At 62.0% G+C, this 19221-nt stretch carries 23 protein-coding genes; 17 read left to right on the forward strand and 6 right to left on the reverse strand.

Translation table 11 applies throughout. The annotated features are described in order from the left end of the window. Positions 1-21: 21 nt before the first annotated feature. Positions 22-621 (reverse strand): mobile mystery protein B, encoded by a 600-nt coding sequence (locus HBR93_RS08200; RefSeq protein ID WP_162947776.1) that lies wholly within the window; start codon positions 619-621, stop codon positions 22-24. Further along, complete coding sequence (locus tag HBR93_RS08205) at positions 600-1064, reverse strand: mobile mystery protein A (protein WP_057440363.1); 465 nt, start codon at positions 1062-1064, stop codon at positions 600-602. The genes HBR93_RS08200 and HBR93_RS08205 overlap by 22 nt, the downstream gene beginning before the upstream one ends. A 580-nt stretch (positions 1065-1644) precedes the next feature. On the opposite strand from HBR93_RS08205, the gene HBR93_RS08210 reads away from it, so the two are divergent. From HBR93_RS08210 to madM, 11 genes are all read left to right on the forward strand, one after another. Continuing rightward, complete coding sequence (locus HBR93_RS08210) at positions 1645-1884, forward strand: DUF6124 family protein (protein ID WP_057440603.1); 240 nt, start codon at positions 1645-1647, stop codon at positions 1882-1884. Positions 1885-2005: 121 nt separating this feature from the next. Next, the gene (locus HBR93_RS08215) at positions 2006-2728 is read left to right on the forward strand and encodes a hypothetical protein (protein ID WP_057440362.1); all 723 of its coding nucleotides are present in this window, start codon (positions 2006-2008) and stop codon (positions 2726-2728) included. Positions 2729-2827: 99 nt separating this feature from the next. Further along, positions 2828-4498 (forward strand): malonate decarboxylase subunit alpha, encoded by a 1671-nt coding sequence (gene mdcA / locus HBR93_RS08220; RefSeq protein WP_169960110.1) that lies wholly within the window; start codon positions 2828-2830, stop codon positions 4496-4498. Further along, complete coding sequence (locus HBR93_RS08225; protein WP_169960111.1) at positions 4499-5356, forward strand: triphosphoribosyl-dephospho-CoA synthase; 858 nt, start codon at positions 4499-4501, stop codon at positions 5354-5356. It begins immediately after the preceding gene. Further along, positions 5356-5655 (forward strand): malonate decarboxylase subunit delta, encoded by a 300-nt coding sequence (locus HBR93_RS08230; RefSeq protein ID WP_169960112.1) that lies wholly within the window; start codon positions 5356-5358, stop codon positions 5653-5655. Before HBR93_RS08225 ends, HBR93_RS08230 begins: the two co-directional genes overlap by 1 nt. Then, positions 5648-6490: a biotin-independent malonate decarboxylase subunit beta gene (locus HBR93_RS08235; RefSeq protein WP_169960113.1), complete on the forward strand. Its 843-nt coding sequence runs from the start codon at positions 5648-5650 to the stop codon at positions 6488-6490. The genes HBR93_RS08230 and HBR93_RS08235 overlap by 8 nt, the downstream gene beginning before the upstream one ends. Then, positions 6487-7266, forward strand: coding sequence for a biotin-independent malonate decarboxylase subunit gamma (mdcE, locus tag HBR93_RS08240; RefSeq protein ID WP_169960114.1), 780 nt, complete (start codon positions 6487-6489; stop codon positions 7264-7266). Before HBR93_RS08235 ends, mdcE begins: the two co-directional genes overlap by 4 nt. Next, positions 7260-7856, forward strand: coding sequence for a malonate decarboxylase holo-ACP synthase (locus HBR93_RS08245; protein ID WP_169960115.1), 597 nt, complete (start codon positions 7260-7262; stop codon positions 7854-7856). Before mdcE ends, HBR93_RS08245 begins: the two co-directional genes overlap by 7 nt. Further along, complete coding sequence (gene mdcH / locus HBR93_RS08250; protein ID WP_169960116.1) at positions 7853-8758, forward strand: malonate decarboxylase subunit epsilon; 906 nt, start codon at positions 7853-7855, stop codon at positions 8756-8758. Before HBR93_RS08245 ends, mdcH begins: the two co-directional genes overlap by 4 nt. A 66-nt stretch (positions 8759-8824) precedes the next feature. Then, positions 8825-9217: a malonate transporter subunit MadL gene (gene madL, locus HBR93_RS08255; protein ID WP_115129193.1), complete on the forward strand. Its 393-nt coding sequence runs from the start codon at positions 8825-8827 to the stop codon at positions 9215-9217. Positions 9218-9222: 5 nt separating this feature from the next. Then, positions 9223-9987 carry a malonate transporter subunit MadM gene (gene madM, locus HBR93_RS08260; RefSeq protein ID WP_115129192.1) on the forward strand — a complete coding sequence of 255 codons (765 nt, stop codon included), beginning with the start codon at positions 9223-9225 and terminating at the stop codon, positions 9985-9987. 133 nt (positions 9988-10120) lie between these two features. Here the strand turns inward: madM and HBR93_RS08265 are convergent, their stop codons facing one another. Further along, the gene (locus HBR93_RS08265; protein WP_057440356.1) at positions 10121-11035 is read right to left on the reverse strand and encodes a LysR substrate-binding domain-containing protein; all 915 of its coding nucleotides are present in this window, start codon (positions 11033-11035) and stop codon (positions 10121-10123) included. A gap of 164 nt (positions 11036-11199) precedes the next feature. On the opposite strand from HBR93_RS08265, the gene HBR93_RS08270 reads away from it, so the two are divergent. Then, positions 11200-11817: a hemolysin III family protein gene (locus HBR93_RS08270; RefSeq protein WP_057960867.1), complete on the forward strand. Its 618-nt coding sequence runs from the start codon at positions 11200-11202 to the stop codon at positions 11815-11817. 138 nt (positions 11818-11955) lie between these two features. Here the strand turns inward: HBR93_RS08270 and HBR93_RS08275 are convergent, their stop codons facing one another. Continuing rightward, entirely contained in the window at positions 11956-12858 is a 903-nt protein-coding gene (locus HBR93_RS08275) for a LysR substrate-binding domain-containing protein (RefSeq protein WP_169960117.1), read from the reverse strand. A 106-nt stretch (positions 12859-12964) separates the two neighbouring features. Between HBR93_RS08275 and HBR93_RS08280 the strand changes: the two genes are divergently transcribed. From HBR93_RS08280 to HBR93_RS08290, 3 genes are read left to right on the forward strand one after another with little or no spacing between them, the layout of a single operon-like run. Next, a complete protein-coding gene (locus HBR93_RS08280) occupies positions 12965-14206 on the forward strand; it encodes a D-amino acid dehydrogenase (protein ID WP_115129191.1) in 1242 nt (413 codons plus the stop codon). A gap of 9 nt (positions 14207-14215) precedes the next feature. Then, positions 14216-14569, forward strand: coding sequence for a RidA family protein (locus HBR93_RS08285; RefSeq protein ID WP_115129190.1), 354 nt, complete (start codon positions 14216-14218; stop codon positions 14567-14569). A gap of 24 nt (positions 14570-14593) precedes the next feature. Next, positions 14594-15496, forward strand: a complete 903-nt coding sequence (locus HBR93_RS08290; RefSeq protein WP_057960864.1) for a transporter substrate-binding domain-containing protein — start codon at positions 14594-14596, stop codon at positions 15494-15496. A gap of 68 nt (positions 15497-15564) precedes the next feature. Here HBR93_RS08290 and HBR93_RS08295 read toward each other — a convergent pair whose 3' ends face one another. Further along, positions 15565-16284 carry a 16S rRNA (uracil(1498)-N(3))-methyltransferase gene (locus HBR93_RS08295; RefSeq protein ID WP_057440352.1) on the reverse strand — a complete coding sequence of 240 codons (720 nt, stop codon included), beginning with the start codon at positions 16282-16284 and terminating at the stop codon, positions 15565-15567. 89 nt (positions 16285-16373) lie between these two features. Further along, entirely contained in the window at positions 16374-17780 is a 1407-nt protein-coding gene (locus HBR93_RS08300) for an adenosylmethionine--8-amino-7-oxononanoate transaminase (protein WP_169960118.1), read from the reverse strand. Between the two features lie 274 nt (positions 17781-18054). Between HBR93_RS08300 and HBR93_RS08305 the strand changes: the two genes are divergently transcribed. Both HBR93_RS08305 and HBR93_RS08310 read left to right on the forward strand, forming a co-directional pair. Then, entirely contained in the window at positions 18055-18606 is a 552-nt protein-coding gene (locus HBR93_RS08305) for a cytochrome b (RefSeq protein ID WP_169960119.1), read from the forward strand. A 32-nt stretch (positions 18607-18638) separates the two neighbouring features. After that, positions 18639-19217, forward strand: a complete 579-nt coding sequence (locus HBR93_RS08310) for a YceI family protein (RefSeq protein ID WP_057440349.1) — start codon at positions 18639-18641, stop codon at positions 19215-19217. Positions 19218-19221 lie beyond the last annotated feature (4 nt).

Below are 19221 nucleotides of genomic sequence, written 5' to 3' on the forward strand. Positions count from 1 at the left end.
ATGTGTGGAGACCTCCCACAGCTAGCTGCGCACGAAAGCTTGAAGCAGGCCGTAATCGTTCAGATCGGCTGCGCGCAGTGCCTGGATGTAGCGCATACGGACTTCATTGGCGGCGATCAGGTTAGCGCTTCCCCAGGAGAAAAGTGCGAGCCCTTGTTGTCTGAGCAGGCAGTCAGCCATCAAGCGCGCGTGGCGACCGTTGCCATTGGGGAATGGGTGCAGTGAAACCAGTTGGTGATGGAAGCGGACAGCAACCTCTTCGCACGGGAATACATCGTGTTCCAGCCAATACGTTGTGTTGTCTAGAAGGTGACGTAGGTTGACTGAAATCTTCGTCCAGTCGCAGCCGATATTTTTGTCGGAGTGCCTGAATGTCCCAGCCCATTTCCATGTATCACTGAACATTCTGACGTGGAGTTGACGGCAGAAATGTTCATTCAAGACATCAAGCTTGTTTTGTCGCCCCAGCCAACGCATTGCCTTGAGGATGTTTGCAGCTTCCCATTCATCCAGCTCGCCTTGGGTGGTGATGTGCCTAGGCTTGAGCCCTGCTACTTCGTCGGGATCCAGGGGTGTTTGGCCGGGTTTCAGCTCAAGTACTATCGCCACAATCGAGCCCATGAGCCGCGGAGCAATTCCATACGGCGAGCGGCCACCTGACGCTCGACGAACGTATCTGACGGGCGCTGGTTTTCGAGGCCCATCGTATGAGCGACACCCATCACTTCTTGCCTGGCCAGTACCTCGGCGCGCGCCTGCACCATCTCGCGCAGCGGTTTTCTTGGCACCAGAGCGTAAACAAGCTCACAGTCCAGACCTGCCGCCAACTTACGCAACTGGGCGAGTGTGATGCGATCATCGGCTTCGGCCTGCTCCGACTGCTGCAACGTCGCAAAGGCAACGCCAAGCAGGGCTGCCTGGGACCTCAGCGATCGGCCCAATGATTCTCTGATCGAGCGCAGCCATCCTCCAGGCGGGGTGGATTTACCGCTTAGTGTTTCAAACGGCTCCAGGGCCTTTTCTACTTGGGCAAGGCGCAGTTCGTTGAGTGAGGAGGAGGTCATGGGGGCACCCGTATTTGCCTATCAGATGTTCACACCGCGAAATTGCGGATGTGTTTGCATCGTTGATCTTAATTTATCGAATGCCTATAGGCATACATTTTCAGGCTATATGTATGTTTATAGGCAGTCAATATTGAATGTTTTGTATGTCTATAGGCATTCATTTTTAGTGTGAGCAAGAGGGTTCGGATACAAAAGGCTAGTGAGGCGATGTCCGAGCAACAACCCCCAAAACCTGTAGGAATGATCGTGCGGCATGATTCCTTCAGATTTTTCCCGCACGTTTTCGTGCCGCCCATGAACTTGTCGCTCGCCGCCTTCGCGCCTAGGCTTGGTCGGTCATCGCAAAAAACGGTGACACGGACGTGCAAGTCCGGTTACATATCGGCGCACCAACGCCCATAGCCATTCAACGGGCGTTTTTTTTGTCTGCTGTGTTTGTTATGGCGGCTGTGCGTGGGAGACCTTTGGGTCTGCCGGGGTCCGATATGCCCGGTCTTGCACACCTGCGCACAGCTGCCACCCGATTTGCGTGCAAGCAAGTGGTGTCAGTCTCCTTCACATATCGGAGATGTTCACCATGATCAAACCCACCCCCAACCCACCTACCTCATCCAGTATCTTCACCGTCAACCCACACCAGAACACCGAAACCCTGCTGGTCAACGCCAGCGAAACCCTCGCCTCCCTCAACGCCCTGGCCTTTGAGCTCAACGGCGCCCAGCGCGGCGTACTCCTGGCCATCCAACAAATGACCGAACTGGGCCAACTGCTGGTCGAGCGTGCGCTGGAGCAAATATCGCCTGCGGCCGCTGCGTAAAACTTGATCAGTCCCAGAAAGGGACCGTTCGTTCCCTTTTTGGGACTGATGCCTGCTCGGGTAAAGCCCCACGTAAACCCGCCGATAACCCAAGGAGTCTTTCGGTGGAAGCAACAACACAATGTGGCTATTTGACGTATTTGCCTGGCTGTACAACCTCACCCCGTTTACCGGTGCTTTGCTGTTGTGGTTCCTGGTGTTGGTGCTCACTGCCTGCGCGACGATGAAGTACCCGACACGGCGCGGCAAGCTCGTAGGCTTCGGGATTTCGGTGGTGGGCGCGGTGTTTATTCTGGGGTACCTGGAAACCCTCGTGCTTAGCGACACAGGCAAAGAAATCAAGGATGTTGTGAAAAACCTGGTGGTCATGAGCCTGGGCGGTTTGGGTTCGGGCCTGCTTGCGGTGGCCATATCGGACGGACCGAGCAAGGCCGAAATTGAACAGACCCGCGCAAGCATCCGGAACTGGGGCCTGACGGTCTTTGAATACCTGTTCGTGTTTATCCTGGTGTGTTCACTGGTGTTGGCTGCTATCTGCCTGCTCCTGTGGCTCCTGGATTGGCCCGTGGTGTCGGGGCAGGAAGTCACTGGCCTGTTGCTGGCTTTCCTGGGCGCAGCGTCGGGCTGTGCGATCGTCTCCTATTTGCGTCGATTGATGAAGTGGGAACAGTTGGGCGTGGCCGTGTTGTTTGGGCTGTTGCTGTTTCTGCTGCCCGTGTACGTGCAGGCGATTTGGGGGCTGGTGAGCTGGAGCCTGGCGGCGGTGCTGGGGTTCCATGGCGTAGCGGGCATTGCGATGGGCTGGACCGTGTGGCGCCAGCGCAGGGAATGGCGGCGCTCCTGACCGTTACTCCAACCGTAACAGTCCACCACCGAGCTTGATTGATACCCCCCCGATTCACTCCTATGGTGAGCTCCACGACAGCGAACCCGTGGAGCGATCATGACAACAACAATAACCCCCGACTCGCGCTGGACGCGGCGCCGCGACGAGAAGCGGCGGCGGCTCGGGCTGGTGCAGGCGTTTGCCGACGGGGCCGTGCTGCCCAGCGACCGGATCGTCGAGGCCCTGCAAGCCCTGATCCTGCCCGGCGACCGGGTGGTGCTGGAAGGCAATAACCAGAAGCAGGCTGACTTTCTTTCGCGCTCCCTGGCCAAGGCCGACCCGGCCGTGCTCCATGACTTGCACATGATCATGCCCAGCGTCGGGCGTTCCGAGCACCTGGACCTGTTTGAAAAGGGCGTCGCACGCAAACTCGATTTCTCGTTTGCCGGCACCCAATCCCTGCGCATCAGCCAGCTCCTTGAAGACGGCCTGCTGGAAGTCGGCGCGATCCACACCTACATCGAACTCTATGCGCGACTGGTCGTAGACCTGATCCCCAACGTGGTGCTGTCCGCCGGCTTTATGGCCGACCGCGCCGGCAATATCTACACCGGCCCCAGTACCGAAGACACCCCGGCGCTGATTGAGCCGGCGGCCTTCAGCGATGGCATCGTCATCGTGCAGGTCAACCAATTGGTCGACGACGTCAGCGACTTGCCCCGTGTGGACATCCCGGCCAGTTGGGTGGATTTCGTGGTGGTGGCCGACAAACCCTTCTATATCGAACCGCTGTTCACCCGTGACCCCCGGCATATCAAGCCGGTGCATGTGTTGATGGCGATGATGGCGATCCGTGGCATCTACGAAAAACACAATGTGCAGTCGCTGAACCATGGCATTGGTTTCAACACTGCCGCGATTGAACTGATCCTGCCGACCTACGGCGAGTCCCTGGGCCTTAAAGGCAAGATCTGCCGCAACTGGACCCTCAACCCGCACCCGACGCTGATCCCCGCCATCGAAAGTGGCTGGGTCGAAAGCGTGCATTGCTTCGGCACCGAACTGGGCATGGAAAACTACATCGCCGCGCGCCCGGATGTGTTCTTCACCGGTCGCGACGGCTCGTTGCGCTCCAACCGGATGTTCTGCCAACTGGCGGGGCAATACGCGGTGGACCTGTTTATCGGCGCCACCTTGCAGGTGGATGGCGACGGTCATTCGTCCACCGTGACCCGTGGCCGGCTCGCCGGGTTTGGTGGCGCGCCGAATATGGGCCACGACCCGCGCGGGCGCCGCCACGGCACCCCGGCCTGGCTCGACATGCGCCACGACGACGCCCCCGAAGCCTTGTTGGAACGCGGCAAAAAACTAGTGGTGCAAATGGTCGAGACCTTCCAGGAGGGCGGCAAACCGACCTTCGTCGACACCCTCGACGCGGTGGAAGTGGCGCGCAAAAGCGGCATGCCCCTGGCGCCGATCATGATTTACGGCGACGACGTGACCCACTTGCTCACCGAAGAAGGCATCGCCTACCTGTACAAGGCGCGCTCCCTGGAAGAGCGCCAGGCGATGATCGCGGCGGTCGCCGGGGTGACTGCCATCGGCTTGCGCCACAACCCCAAGGACACCGCGCGCATGCGCCGCGAAGGCCTGATCGCCTTGCCCGAAGACCTCGGGATCCGCCGCACCGATGCCACCCGCGAACTGCTGGCGGCCAAAAGCGTGGCCGACCTGGTGGACTGGTCCGGTGGCCTGTACAACCCGCCCGCCAAGTTCAGGAGCTGGTAAATGCAAGCACTCAAACTGCACACACTGACCCTGGCCGAGCAACTGGCGGACCTGGCGGTCGAGGCGCTGATCGACGAAGCGGACCTGTCGCCCAAACCGGCGCTGGTGGATCGGCGCGGCAATGGTGCCCATCAGGATTTGCACCTGGGCCTGATGCACGCCTCGGCGCTGTCCCTGTGGCCGGCCTTCAAGGAAATGGCCGAAGCGGCGATTGCCCTGGGTGAGATTGGCCTGCCGCTGCGCGAAGCCCTCGGACGGATCGGCCGCGAAGGCGAGCAGGCGATGCTCGCCACCACTCAGGGCGTGAACACTCACCGTGGCGCGATCTGGGCCCTCGGTCTGCTGGTGGCCGCTGCCGCGCTGGACCCCACCTCCCGTCACGCCAGTGCCCTGAGCCTACGGGCTGCGCGCCTGGCCCTGCTCAATGACCGTTTTGCACCGCAACCGCTCAGCCATGGCGCGCAAGTCGCGCAACGCTATGGCGTGCGTGGCGCCCGCGAAGAAGCGCAACTGGGCTTCCCCGCCGTGCTGCAACGCGGCCTGCCGCAACTGCATGCAAGCCGCCTGCAACACCACGGCGAGCAGAACGCGCGCCTCGACGCACTGTTGGCGATCATGACCCAGCTGGCCGACACCTGCGTGCTCTACCGCGCCGGCACCGACGGCCTGCAGGCCATGCAACTAGGCGCCCAGGCCGTGTTGGATGCGGGCGGCAGCGCGAGCCTGGCGGGGCGGCGTCGCCTCAATGAATTGGACCAGCAACTGCTGGCGCTGAATGCTTCCCCCGGTGGCGCCGCCGACCTGTTGGCCGCGTGCCTGTTTATCGACCGCATCGAGTCTTGCGACGGAGCGTTTTGATGGAAACCCTATCCTTTGAATTCCCCGCCGGGCAGCCGCCCAAAGGCCGCGCGCTGGTGGGTTGCGTCGGTTCCGGCGACCTTGAAGTGTTGCTGGAACCAGGCACGGCGGGCACCTTGAGCATCCAGGTGCAAACCTCGGTCAACGGCGCCGAGCAACGCTGGCAGCACCTGTTCCAGCGGATCTTCCAGGAACAGACCCCACCGGCCTTGAACATTCAGATCCACGATTTTGGCGCCACCCCCGGCGTGGTGCGTTTGCGCCTGGAGCAAGGTTTCGAGGAGCTTGGCCATGAATGATTTACTCAATAGGCACAGCTTCGTCGAACTCGGTGCCCGCCAGCGGGCCAAGGCCTTGCTGGATGTCGGCAGCTACCGTGAACTGATCGACCCGTTCCAGCGCGTGATGTCGCCGTGGTTGAGTCGCCAGGGCGTGGTGCCGCAGGCCGACGATGGGGTGGTGATCGCCAAGGGCACGCTCGACGGCCTGCCGCTGGTGATTGCGGCCATCGAAGGCAACTTCCAGGGCGGCAGCCTGGGTGAAGTGGGCGGCGCGAAAATCGCCGGTGCCCTGGAACTGGCCGCCGAGGACAACCGCAACGGCATTCCCACGCGGGCTGTGTTGCTGCTGGAAACCGGCGGCGTGCGCTTGCAGGAAGCCAACCTCGGGCTGGCGGCGATTGCCGATATCCACGCCGCGATTGTCGACCTGCGCCAGTACCAGCCGGTGATCGGCGTGGTGGCCGGCAGCGTGGGCTGTTTTGGCGGCATGTCCATTGCCGCTGGCCTGTGCAGTTACTTGCTGGTGACCCGCGAAGCACGCCTGGGCTTGAACGGCCCACAAGTGATCGAACAGGAAGCCGGCCTTGAAGAATACGACTCCCGTGACCGGCCCTTTATCTGGAGCCTGACCGGCGGCGAGCAGCGCTTCAACAGCGGCTTGGCCGACCGTTATGTGGCGGACGATGTGGCGCAGATCCGCCAGCAGATCAGTGAACTGTTGCAGCAAGGTTTGCCGGCAGTGCAACGCAGCCGTCAGGCCGACTATTACCTGGCGCGCCTGGCTGAGCTGGACGCCGAACCGCAGATCGAGCCGGCCACGGTTCGCGACCTGTATCAGGGAGAACGCCCATGAGAGGCTTGCAGTGGTTCAACGCATTGAGCGCCGGCGCAGCGCCAGTGGCGGGTTTGCCGGCGTCGTTGAAAGTCGCCGATGGCGTGCTCGGCGAGCAGGCCGTACGTTTTATCGCGGTAGTGCCGGATGCTGCCAACCGCTTCCCGCGGGCGCGCCAGGGGGAAGTCGGTTTGCTGGAAGGCTGGGGCCTGGCCAAGGCGGTGGATGAAGCCGTCGCCAGCGGCGATCAACGCCCGATTGTTGCCATCGTCGACGTGCCCAGCCAGGCCTATGGCCGTCGCGAAGAAGCCCTGGGCATCCATCAAGCCCTGGCGGCGGCGGCAGACAGTTATGCCCGCGCGCGCCTGGCCGGGCACCCGGTGATCGGGTTGCTGGTGGGCAAGGCCATGTCCGGGGCGTTTCTCGCCCATGGCTACCAGGCCAATCGCCTGATCGCCCTGCGCGACCCTGGGGTGATGGTGCACGCCATGGGCAAAGCCTCGGCGGCGCGGGTGACCCTGCGCAGTGTCGAAGAACTGGAAGCCCTGGCCGCCAGCGTGCCGCCCATGGCCTATGACATCGACAGCTATGCCAGCCTCGGCTTGCTCTGGGAAACCCTGACGGTCAGCCAGATCGAACAGCCGACCGTCGACGACCTGGCGCGGGTCAGGGATTGCCTGGTGCAGGCGATCAAGGATGTGCAGAACAGCGGCGTGCGCGATTTGCGCGGGCGCCTGGGCGCCGCCAACCGTGCCGCGTCCAGCCATGTGCGCCAACTGCTGCGGGAACAATGGTGAACGCCCACGACTTGCTCTGGGGCATGACCCCAGCGCACCTGCCTGCTGACGCACCGGCCTGGGTACTGGCGGTGATCGGGGCGGGGCAGCCGGTGGTGGTACGCCGGGCGCTGGCCGAACCGGGCTATGTGGCGGTGGGTGTGCGTGGGCGTTTGCGCGAGCAGCGTTTTGCGGCCGTGATGCCCCTGGCGGCTGTGCAACGGCGAGTGACACCCGAGGCCCTGCGCGGAATGATCTCACCCCGTGATTTGCCAGCGTTGCGCGCCCTTGATCAACTGCGGCCGGTGCTGGCGCAAGAGGCTTGGGGCGTGACCGGCAGCGCGGGGTTCGAGTTGGCCACGGGCATTGAAGCGCTGCATGCCCAGAGCGATCTGGACCTGCTGCTGCGCACTCCCGAGCGTCTTGATCGCGGCGATGCCGAGGGTCTGTTGGCGATTCTGGACACCGCGCCGTGTGCCGTGGACCTGCAATTGCAAACCCCTTATGGCGCCGTCGCCTTGCGCGAATGGGCCGGCCCAGCGCAGCGGGTACTGCTGAAAAACGCCAGCGGTGCGCACTTGGTCAACGACCCTTGGCAGGCGGTGGCATGAGCAGCCTCCTGGTGTTCCCGGGGCAGGGCGCCCAGCGTCCGGGCATGCTCCAACAACTGCCCGCCAGCGTCCTTGATGAGGCCAGTGATGCGTTGGTCGAAGATGTGCGCCAGCTCGATTCGGCGCACGCCCTGGCCAGCACCCGCGCTGTGCAACTGTGCCTGCTGATCGCCGGCGTGGCCCATGCCCGGCAATTGCAACGCATCCCGGATTACGTGGCGGGTCTGTCCATCGGAGCCTATCCGGCGGCGGTGATCGCGGGCGCCCTGGAGTTTGCCGATGCGCTCCGGCTGGTCAGCCTGCGCGGTGAACTGATGCAGCACGCTTATCCACAGGGCTATGGCATGACCGCACTGATCGGCCTGGAGTTATCCACCGTCGAAAGCGTGCTCGCCGAGGTCCACAGCACGCAAACCCCGGTGTACCTGGCCAATATCAATGCCGACAACCAGTGCGTGATTGCCGGCAGCGATGCCGGCATGCAGCGTGTCGCGGATCGTGTCAAAGGCCAGGCCGTGGCCAAGCGCCTGGCCGTCAGCGTGCCGTCTCATTGCGCACTGCTGGAGCAGCCGGCCGAGGCCCTCGCCGAGGCATTCGCCAAGGTTGCGCTCAAGGCGCCGGCCATCACTTACCTGAGCAGTACCCGGGCGCGGCCGATCCGTGATCCCGCGCAGTTGCGCGACGACCTGGCGTTCAACATGTGCCGCATCGTTGATTGGCGCGGCACCGTGCAAAGCGCCTATGAGCGTGGTGTACGCCTGCAGATCGAACTGCCACCGGGCGCAGTCCTCACTGGCCTGGCGCGGCGTGTGTTTGAGCAAGGCACCGTGATCGCCTTCGAAGGCGCGCGCCTGGACACCTTGCAGGCCCTGCTGGAACAGGAGGGCCGCCACCACCGATAAAACGTGAGCTTGGCTTTCGAAGCACAAAAACAACAATTTCGATCAAGCATCAAGAGGACTACCAGCATGATTATTTACGGTGTGGCGTTTCTGGCCTTGTGTACCCTTGCAGGCTTGTTTGTCGGCGAGCTGTTGGGCCAATGGATGGGCATTCCGGCCAACGTCGGCGGGGTGGGGATCGCGATGTTGCTGCTGATCGGCCTGGGCAGTTACCTCGGCAAGCGTGGCCTGTTTACCGGCAAATCCGAGCAGGGCGTGAGCTTCTGGGCGGCGGTGTACATTCCCATTGTGGTAGCCATGGCAGCCCAGCAAAACGTATATGGCGCGATCAGTGGCGGCCCCATGGCGATCCTCGCCGGTACGAGCGCGGTGGTGGTGGCATTTGCCCTGGTGCCGGTGCTGGTACGCCTCGGCAACCGTGAGCCGGATGCGGTCGTTCCCACCAAGTCGGCAGGGTGAGCGCTATGTACGAATCCTTGATGAAAGTCATCACCGGCTACGGCCTGATCAGTGGTTTTGCGGTGATCGGCCTGACCATGTGGGTGTCCTACTGGATCAGCGACAACTTCACCAAAGGCCGCCTGCATGGCTCGGCCATCGCGATCCTGCTGGGGCTGGTGTTGTCCTATGTGGGCGGTGCGTTTACCGGCGGGGCCAAGGGCGTGGTGGATATCCCGCTGCTGTCGGGCATCGGCCTGCTGGGCGGGGCGATGCTGCGGGACTTTGCCATCGTCGCCACCGCGTTTGGTGTGAGCGTCGATGAACTCAAACGCGCCGGGTATGTGGGGGTGCTGGCGTTGTTTGTCGGCGTCGGTTCGTCATTTATCGCCGGCGTCGGGGTGGCCATGGCGTTTGGTTATACCGATGCGGTGAGCCTGACCACTATCGGCGCGGGTGCTGTGACCTATATCGTCGGGCCGGTGACCGGGGCGGCGATTGGCGCCAGTTCCGAGGTGATGGCACTGTCGATTGCGGCGGGGTTGATCAAGGCCATTTTGGTGATGGTAATGACCCCGTTCGTCGCGCCGCTGATCGGCCTGAACAGCCCGCGCAGTGCGGTGATCTTTGGCGGGTTGATGGGGACCTCCAGCGGTGTGGCTGGCGGGTTGGCGGCGACTGATCCGAAGCTGGTGCCTTATGGCTGCCTGACGGCGGCGTTTTATACGGCACTGGGGTGTTTGTTGGGGCCTTCGTTGTTGTTTTTGCTGATGCGGGGGTTGGTGGGGTAGAGCACAACATTTCGATTGAATGATCGGGCCTCATCGCGGGCAAGTCGCACAGCAGCTCCCGCATTTTGATGTGTGAATACATTCAAATGTGGGAGCTGCGGTGCGACGATTCGACTTGCCTGCGATGGCGGTTTCAAATTTGCCGATTGGCATACATCCGACACTCCGCCAACAACGCCAGCAAGTTCGGATCACGCTCCTTGGCCTTCAAGAACACCACGCCAATGTGCTGCTGCAACCGGTAGCGTGGCTGCAACGGGATCAGCTTGACCCGGTTCTCATACACCGCCGCAATCCTCCCCGGCAGCAGCGCATAGCCAACGCCCGAGCTGACCATGCTCAGCAGGGTGAAGATGTCGTTGACCTGCATCGCCACCTTCGGCTCGAAGCCCGCCTGCTTGAACACCCGCGCACCGTCCTGGTGGGTGGCGAAGCCTTGGGTCAGGGTGATGAAGGTGGCGTCGCGCACCTGGGCCAGATCGATTTCCTGTTCGCGGTCCAGGGGCGAGTCGGCGGGGGTGGCGAGGAAGATGTCGTCGGAAAACAGCTGAATCTGCGCGCAGTCCGGCTCGACGGCCTGGTCGTCGAGGGAGATCAGGATCGCATCCACTTCCATGTTCTTGAGCTTGTACATCAGGTCGACGTTGGAGCCCAGGATCAGGTCGATATTCAGCTCGCTGCGCCTGATTTTCAGGCCCATGATCAGTTGCGGCACGGTCTTGACCGTCAGTGAATACAAGGCGCCGAGCTTGAAGCGTTCGGCAGAAAAACCGGCGGCTTCGCGGGTCAGGCGCACGCTGTCGACCACCTCTTGCACCAGCTTCTGTGCGCGTTCTTCGAGGACGTAGGCGCTTTCCAGCGGGGTGAGGTTGCGCCCTTCGTGTTTGAACAGCGGGCAACGCAGGGCGTTTTCCAGGGAATGGATGGCCCGGTGCACGCTGACATTGCTGGTCTGCAACTCGGCGGCGGCGCGGGCCAGGTTGCCGGTGCGCATGAAGGCCAGGAAGATTTCCAGTTTCTTGAGGGTGAATTCTTCGTCGATCAGCATGGCGATGACTCTTATTCGAATGCGTTCGATTGTGCCCGCAAAACCCCGCTGCTCCCAGCCATGTAGCGCTATCTGTACCGCAGTCGTCATAACGGTCTTGCACTCTCGTCTGGCAGGCCTGAGCCTTATGGGGTAGACGCAGCAGTTTTGGAGGTCGGCGACACATGTATCACGGAGAACGATTCAACGCCTGGAGCCATTTGCTCGGCGCCGTGGCAGCCTTTATCGGCGCGGTGTGGATGTTGGTGGTGGCGAGTATGGACGGCAGCCCGTGGAAGATCGTCAGCGTGGCGATCTACGGGGTTACGCTGCTGGTGCTGTACAGCGCCTCGACGGTGTATCACAGCGTGCGCGGGCGCAAGAAAGCGATCATGCAGAAGGTCGATCACTTTTCGATCTACCTGCTGATAGCCGGCAGCTACACGCCGTTTTGCCTGGTGACCCTGCACGGGCCGTGGGGCTGGACGCTGTTCGGGATTGTCTGGGGGCTGGCGGTGATCGGGATCCTGCAGGAGATCAAGCCGCGTTCCGAGGCGCGCATATTGTCGATTGTGATTTATGCGGTGATGGGCTGGATTGTGTTGGTGGCGGTCAAACCGTTGATTGCCGCGCTGGGCATGGACGGGTTTATCTGGCTGGCGTCGGGTGGGGTGTTGTACACGGTGGGGATTATCTTTTTTGCCCTGGAACACCGGTTAAGGCATTCCCATGGGATCTGGCACTTGTTTGTGATTGGTGGCAGCCTGCTGCATTTTGTGGCGATCATGCGCTACGTGCTCTGAAACTGTAGCCGCTGGCTTGTGTGGGAGCTGGCTTGCCTGCGATAGCATCACTGCGGTTTAACTGATGAACCGAGGCGCCTGCATCGCAGGCAAGCCAGTTCTCACAAAAGCCCAGTCCCACATGGGTTTTGTGGTGTTTTAGAGACGGTCTAACTGCTCCTGTGCACGGCTGCCAAAGATCTCCAACAGGCTCGCCAACATATGCGGCGGCGGTTCGTCGGCGCGGCTCAGGGCATACAGGGTGATGGGCAGCGGCGGGGCCAGGGGGCGGATGCAGGTGCTGTCGGTGGATGCACCCAGCGCGGTGAAAGGGTCGATCACCGCCAGGCCGGCGCCTGATTCGACCATGGCGCGGGCCAGGGAATAGGTCTGCACCGAGATCCGCACGCGCGGCGGCGGCTCGACCGCTTCCAGGTAGCTATCGAGCCGCGCCGACAGTGGGTCGGCACTCGACAGGCCAATCAACGGCGCGCCCGCCAGGGCCATCAAGGGCAAGGGCTTGCCCAGTTCCGACGCCGGCCAGAAGCCCCGTGGCGCCAGGGCCACCAACACGCCGTGGGCCAATGCCTGGGCCTTGAGCCCCGGATGGTCCGGGGACTTGAGGGTCAGCGCCACATCCATCTCGCGCATCAACAGGTTTTGCACCAGCTCACGGCTGTGGGCGCTGGACAGTTCGCAGGCGATGTCCGGGTAGCGCTGGGTCCATTCGCCAATCGCCGGCGGCAGCAGCGACAAGGCCAGGGCTGGCGTAGCGCCGATACGCAGGCTTTGGCCGGGTGCGCGCCGCAGGTTCTGCGCCAGGCGCCGCACGCCTTGCAGGCTTTCGCTGACCTTATCGACTTCGCGCTCCAGGGCCAGGGCTTCCGGGGTGGGCTGCAGCTTGCCGCGGATGCGCAGGAACAGCGGGAAGCCCAGTTGCAGCTCGGCATGTTGCAGCACCTTGGTCACCGCCGGTTGCGAGACATGCAGCAACTGCGCGGCGGCGCTGACCGAGCCGGTCTGGCGGATGGCCTGGAAGATTTCGATATGACGCAAGCGCATGACGAGTCCATAACCTTTGTTTATAGGTGGCCCATCTTTATTCATTGTCCGGCGCCTGTCACCTGCCCCTACCCTTGGACGCTCATTACAACGCTTGGGAATCGACATGGCTCAGCAGGTTTGCATCATTGGCGGTGGGGTCATCGGTCTGGCGAGTGCCTATGCCCTGGTGCGCGCCGGCATGGACGTGACCGTGGTCGAGGCCCGCGACAGCCTGGGCAGCGAGACCAGCTTTGCCAATGGCGGCCAGTTGTCCTATCGCTACGTTGCGCCGCTGGCGGACAAAGGTGTGCCGCTGCAAGCCATTGGCTGGCTGCTGCGCGGTGATTCACCCTTGAAGCTGCGCCCGCGCCTGGACCCGGCGCAATGGCGTTGGATGGCCTCGTTCCTCGGCGCCTGCCGGGCTTCGGTAAACAAGCGCAATGCCGGCCACTTGTTGCGCCTGGCCAGCCTGAGCCAGGGCATCTTGCAGCAGTGGCGCGAAGAAGACGGGCTGGACGGTTTCGACTGGAAACGCAACGGCAAGCTGGTGACGTTTCGCAGCCACCACACGTTTGAACACGCTCGCAATAAGGTGCTCGATCGCCTGCAACAGCAAGTGCTGTCGGCGGCCGATTGCACGCGCCTGGAACCGACCCTGGGGGCCACGGATTTTGTCGGGGGCATCTACACACCCAATGAAGAAGTGGCGGATTGTCATGGCTTCTGCCAGCAATTGGCGGCACGCCTGGAAGCGTCGGGTCGTTGCCGGTTTGTGCTGGGGCGCAAAGTCACGGGTATCCGCCATGCCAACGGCACGGTGCAGGCGATTGAGTTGGGTGGCGAGGTGATGCCGGTGCAGCACCTGGTGCTGGCGGCGGGGGTGCGCAGCCCCGAGTTGGCCTTGCCGGGCATCGCGTTGCCGCTGTATCCGCTCAAGGGCTACAGCTTGAGCGTGCCGATTGGCGAGCAGCACGCCGCGCCGAAAATCAGCATCACCGACTATGACCGCAAGATCGTCTACGCGCGGATCGGTGAGCAACTGCGGGTGGCGGCGATGGTCGACATCGTCGGCTTTGATACGGGCCTTGAGCCCAAGCGCCTGGCCCTGATCAAGCGCCAGGCCAGTGAGACGTTCCCCTTGGCCGGCGATTACAGCCAGGCCATCGAATGGGCCGGCATGCGCCCGGCCACCCCCAGCGGCGTGCCGCTGATTGGCGCCAGTGTGTACCGCAACCTGTGGCTCAACCTTGGCCATGGCGCCCTGGGTTTCACCCTGGCCTGTGGCAGCGGCCAGCTGTTGGCCGAACTGATCGGCCGGCATACCCCTTCCATTGATATGCAGGGCCTCGCGCCCCGCGCCGCATAGGACACTGCAATGACCATCACCCGGATCAACAGTAATAGTCGCCTGTCGGGCGCCGTGACCTACCAGGACCTGGTATTCCTCTCCGGCCAGGTGCCGGGCGAGGGCCAGGACGTCGCCACCCAGACCCAAGAGGTGCTGGCCAAAATTGATGCGCTGCTGGCCGAAGCCGGCAGCGACAAGGATCATCTGCTCAACGCGACGATCTACCTGAAAAACATTCAGGAGGGCTTTGCGCCGATGAATGATGCCTGGTCCGCCTGGCTCACGCCCGGCCAGGCACCGACCCGCACCACCCTGCAGGCGGAGCTGGCACGCCCGAGTGTGCTGGTGGAAATCAGCGTCATCGCTGTGCGCCGCCCATAACAAGAAAACCAACGGAGAATAACAATGCAAAAAATCACGTTGATCGGCACTGCGCTGGGGCTGTTGTTGACTGCCCAGGCCCAGGCCAATGAAGCGCCGCTGACGGGCACCCTGGCCAAGGTCGCGAACGCCAAGAGCATCACCCTGGGCTATCGCGATGCGTCGGTGCCGTTTTCCTATGTCGGCGACCATACCGGCAAGCCCATGGGCTATTCGGTGGACCTGGCGAGCAAGATTGTCGAGCGTATCCAACAGAAGACCGGCGTGCCCCAGCTCAACGTGAAGTACAACCTGGTCACCTCCCAGACCCGTATTCCGTTGGTGATCAACGGTACCGTTGACCTGGAGTGCGGCTCCACCGGGGTGACGGCCGAGCGGCAGAAGCAGGTGGCGTTTTCCTATGGCTTTATCTACGTGAAGGGCCAGTTGCTCACTGCCAAGGACAGCGGTATCCAGCGCTTCGCCGACCTGCGCGGCAAGAACGTGGTGACCACTGCAGGCACCACCAACGAGCGCTTCCTCAAGAGCTACAACCACGAGCACAAGCTGGATATGTCGGTGATCAGCGCCAAGGATCACGGCGAAGCGTTCCAGATGCTGCAATCGGGCCGGGCCGTGGCGTTTTATATGGACGATGCGTTGCTCTACGGCGAGCGCGCCAAGGCCAAGGACCCGCACAAGTGGGTGGTGGTGGGCGAGGAGCAATCGCGGGAAATCTACAGCTGCATGGTGCGCAAGGACGACCCGCAGTTTCTGGCGGTGGTCAACGAGACCCTGGGCGAGCTGTACAGCTCGGGGGAAATCAATGGGATCTACCAGCGCTGGTTTGAACAGCCGATCCCACCGAAGGGCTTGAACCTGGAATTCCCCATGACCAGCGAGCTGAAGGCGATTATTGCCAAGCCGGTCAGCGATCCGGTGGAGTAACCCACCCATCCCGATGTGGGAGCTGGCAAGCCAGCTCCCACCGTTTTGATTGGGTTTGCACAGTGGGGTTAGAAATCGCCCCACAGTTGTTGCGCGACGGATAGCGCAACTACGGGCGCGGTCTCGGTGCGCAATACTCGCGGGCCCAGGCGTGCGGCGTGGAAGCCAGCATTTTGCGCGCTCTGGACTTCGCCATCGGTCAAGCCTCCCTCCGGCCCGATCAAAAACGCCAGGCTCGACGGTTTGGCATGGCTCACCAGTGGCTCGGCCACCGGGTGCAGCACCAACTTCAAATCCGCCTCGGCTTGTTTCAACCAATCGGCCAGCAACAACGGTGGGTGAATCACCGGCACCGTGGAGCGCCCGCATTGCTCACAGGCGCTGATTGCGACCTGGCGCCAGTGCAGCAGGCGCTTGTCGGCGCGTTCGTCCTTGAGGCGCACTTCGCAGCGCTCGCTGAAAATCGGTGTGATGGCGTTGACCCCAAGCTCGGTGGCTTTCTGGATGGCCCAGTCCATGCGCTCGCCACGGGACAAGCCCTGACCCAGATGAATGTGCAAAGGCGACTCCACCTGGCCGGCGAAGGCTTCGGTCAGTTGCACTGTCACGCGTTTTTTCCCGACTTCCAGCAGGCTGCCGCGAAATTCCTGGCCAGAACCGTCGAACAGTTGCACGGCATCGCCTTCGTTCATGCGCAGCACGCGGCTGATGTAGTGCGCCTGGGCCTCGGGCAACTCGTGGTCGCCAAGGCTCAACGGGGTATCGGTGAAAAAGCGGGACAGTCTCATTTCTGTTCTCGGGAAAATGCAAAACCTGTGGGAGCCGGGCTTGCCCGCGATGCGGCAGGCCAGGCGCCAGATTAATGGGGTGGGTTCAATCAGCCGGGGTCGCGAAAGCCTGGGTGGAAGTCCTTGGGTACGGCCACGCTGACTGTGCTGTTAGTGGCGATATCAATGCCTTCAGTGGCCACTTCAGCGAGGAAGTCGATCTGCTCCGGGGTAATCACGTACGGCGGCAGGAAGTACACCACACTGCCCAGCGGGCGCAGCAATGCGCCGCGTTCCAGGGCGTGCTCGAACACCTTCAGGCCGCGCCGTTCCTGCCAGGGGTAGGCGGTCTTGGTGGCCTTGTCCTGGACCATCTCGATGGCCAGCACCATGCCGGTCTGGCGCACTTCCGACACATGGGGGTGGTCCACCAGGTGCGCGGTGGCCGTGGCCATGCGCTGGGCCAGGGCCTTGTTGTTCTCGATGACGTTGTCTTCTTCGAAGATATCCAGGGTCGCCAGGGCCGCCGCACACGCCAACGGGTTGCCGGTGTAGCTGTGGGAGTGCAGGAACGCGCGCAGGGTCGGGTAGTCGTCGTAGAAGGCGCTGTACACATCTTCGGTGGTGACCACGGCGGCCAGCGGCAGGTAGCCGCCGGTGAGGGCCTTGGACAGGCACAGGAAGTCGGGGCGGATGCCCGCCTGCTCACAGGCGAACATGCTGCCGGTGCGGCCGAAACCCACTGCGATTTCGTCGTGGATCAGGTGCACGCCATACCGGTCGCAGGCTTCGCGCAGCAGCTTGAGGTACACCGGGTGGTACATGCGCATGCCACCGGCGCCCTGGATCAGCGGCTCGACGATCACCGCGGCGACGCTGTCGTGGTGGTCCGCCAGGGTCTGTTCCATGGCATGGAACATGTTGCGCGAGTGTTCTTCCCAGCTCATGCCGGCGGGGCGCAGGTAGCAGTCCGGGCTGGGCACCTTGATGGTGTCCAGCAGCAGGGCCTTGTAGGTCTCGGTGAACAGCGGCACATCGCCGACCGACATCGCGGCGATGGTTTCGCCGTGGTAGCTGTTGGTCAGGGTGACAAAGCGCTTTTTATTCGGCTGGCCGCGGTTGAGCCAATAGTGAAAGCTCATCTTCAACGCGACTTCGATGCACGACGAGCCATTGTCGGCATAGAAGCAGCGAGTCAGGCCTTCGGGGGTGAGCTTGACCAGACGCTCGGACAGCTCGATCACCGGCTGGTGGCTGAAGCCGGCGAGGATCACGTGCTCCAGTTGGTCCACTTGGTCCTTGATGCGCTGATTGATACGCGGGTTGGCGTGGCCGAACACATTGACCCACCACGAGCTGACCGCATCGAGATAGCGCTTGCCTTCGAAGTCTTCCAGCCATACGCCTTCACCGCGCTTGATCGGCACCAGCGGCAGTTGCTGGTGGTCTTTCATCTGGGTGCAGGGATGCCACAGCACGGCGAGGTCGCGTTGCATCCACTGGTTATTCAAGCCCATCTTTTAGTCTCCTCGAAGCGCTGCCACTGCCTGCGCAGGCAAAACAATCGCGCAAGCCTATGCAATGGTGGGCTGTGTCACAACCCATGGGCGGTGAATTGGCAGTAAATGTAGGACGGTCTGTCACGTTTGTGCTGAATAGTCCTTAATCCCTAGTTAATTTACTGTTCATAGGCTCAATATCGGATAAGTCGATCTTTTGAAGCGAAATTTTCCGCTTTATGTCGATAAGTAAAACGCTAGTCTTGGGTACGGCTCTTACGGGATTTGGGGAATGCAACTACGAAACACATCGACCCGCTACGGTTGGGTCAGCATCGTTATCCACTGGAGTGTGGCGCTGGTGGTGTTTGGTTTGTTCGCGCTGGGCCTGTGGATGGTCGGCCTCGACTACTACAGCCTGTGGCGCAAAGACGCCCCGGACTTGCACAAAAGCATCGGTATTACGCTATTCGCCGTGATGCTGGTGCGGATTGTCTGGCGCCTGCTCAGCCCGCCGCCGCCCGCACTGGCCAGCTATAGCCGCATGACACGTCTAGGCGCGGCGTTTGGCCATGCGTTCCTGTACGTCGGCTTGTTTGCCGTGATGATTGCCGGTTACCTGATTTCCACCGCAGACGGTGTCGGGATCCCGGTGTTTGGCCTGTTTGAAATTCCTGCCGTGGTTTCCGGTCTACCGGACCAGGCAGACGTAGCCGGCCTGGTGCATTTTTACCTGGCCTGGGTGCTGGTGGTGTTTGCCGGCCTGCATGGCGTGGCCGCGTTGAAACACCACTTCATTGATCGTGACGCGACCCTGGTTCGTATGCTGGGGCGCAAAGCCTGATGTTCAACCTCGACTCACAAGGAATAGAAAGCATGTTGAAAAAGACTCTCGCCGCTCTGGCAATCGGTACTGCTCTGCTGTCTGCCGGTCAGGTGATGGCTGCTGATTACAAGATCGACAAGGAAGGCCAGCACGCCTTCATCGACTGGAAAATCAGCCACCTGGGCTACAGCTACATCCACGGTACCTTCAAGGACTGGGATGGTACGTTCAGCTGGGATGCCGCCAAGCCTGAAGCCAGCAAAATCGCCGTCGACGTGAAAACCGCCAGCCTGTGGTCCAACCACGCTGAACGTGACAAGCACATCGCCAGCAAGGACTTCCTGGACGTTGGCAAGTTCGCCGATGCCAAGTTCGTTTCGACCGCAGTTAAACCAACCGGCGAAAAAACGGCTGACGTGACCGGCGACCTGACCTTCCACGGTGTCACCAAGCCTGTGACCTTCAAGGCCACGTTCAACGGTGAAGGCAAGGATCCGTGGGGCGGCGAACGTGCTGGCTTCAACGCCAAGACTACGCTGAACCTGAATGACTTCGGCGTCAAAGGCCCTGGCCCGACTTCCCAGACTGTAGACCTGGACATCACGCTGGAAGGTGTCAAAACGAAGTAAATTC

It is taken from the genome of Pseudomonas sp. WS 5411, assembly GCF_012985595.1.
GTDB lineage: Bacteria > Pseudomonadota > Gammaproteobacteria > Pseudomonadales > Pseudomonadaceae > Aquipseudomonas > Aquipseudomonas shahriarae.